1 pseudogene is annotated in these 675 nt (G+C 75.1%); it reads left to right on the plus strand.

Features of this window, described 5'->3' with window-relative positions:
* Positions 1–675 (plus strand): annotated as a pseudogene (locus SFHG_RS00050) (hypothetical protein); the annotation flags it as partial.

Raw genomic sequence — 675 nt, forward strand, 5'->3', positions numbered from 1 at the left:
TGGAAGAGCTTCGAGGGCGCATGGTACTGGTTCGACGGCTCCCCCCACGCCGCCGAGGCCCGCTGGGTGAGCGACCGCGGCTCTTGGTACTGGCTGGGCGAGGACGGGCGCATGGCCGAGGGCACCTTCGAGGCGCAGGGGTCGCTGTGGCACGCCACCGCCTCCGGCGCGCTGCTCACCGGCCGGGGCTGGGCCTGGGACGGCGCGTGGTACCGCACGAGCCCCTCGGGCGCGCTGACCACCGGCTGGCTGTGGGACGGCGCGTGGTACTGGCTGGACCCGCAAAGCGGCAAGATGGCGGCCGGCTGGTTCCGCGACGGCGGCGGGGACTGGTACCTGGCGGACGACTCGGGCCGCATGCTCACCGGCTGGCAGGCGACCGGCGGGCGCTGGTACCATCTGGCGGGCTCCGGGCGCATGGACGCCGGCTGGCTGTGGGACGGCGCGTGGTACTGGCTCGACCCGGAGAGCGGGGCCATGGCCGTCGGCTGGGCGCAGGACGGCGACGGCGCGTGGTGGTACCTGCTTGGCGACGGCACGCTGTCGGGCCAGCGCTGGGTCGCCGGCTGGGCCGGCTCCTGGTACTGGGTCGACGCGTCGGGCCGCATGGGCTCGGGCTGGCTGTCCTGGGGCGGGTCCTGGTACTGGCTCGACCCCGAGACCGGCAAGATGGCC

The sequence above is a fragment of the Senegalimassilia anaerobia JC110 genome, from assembly GCF_000236865.1.
Lineage (GTDB): Bacteria > Actinomycetota > Coriobacteriia > Coriobacteriales > Eggerthellaceae > Senegalimassilia > Senegalimassilia anaerobia.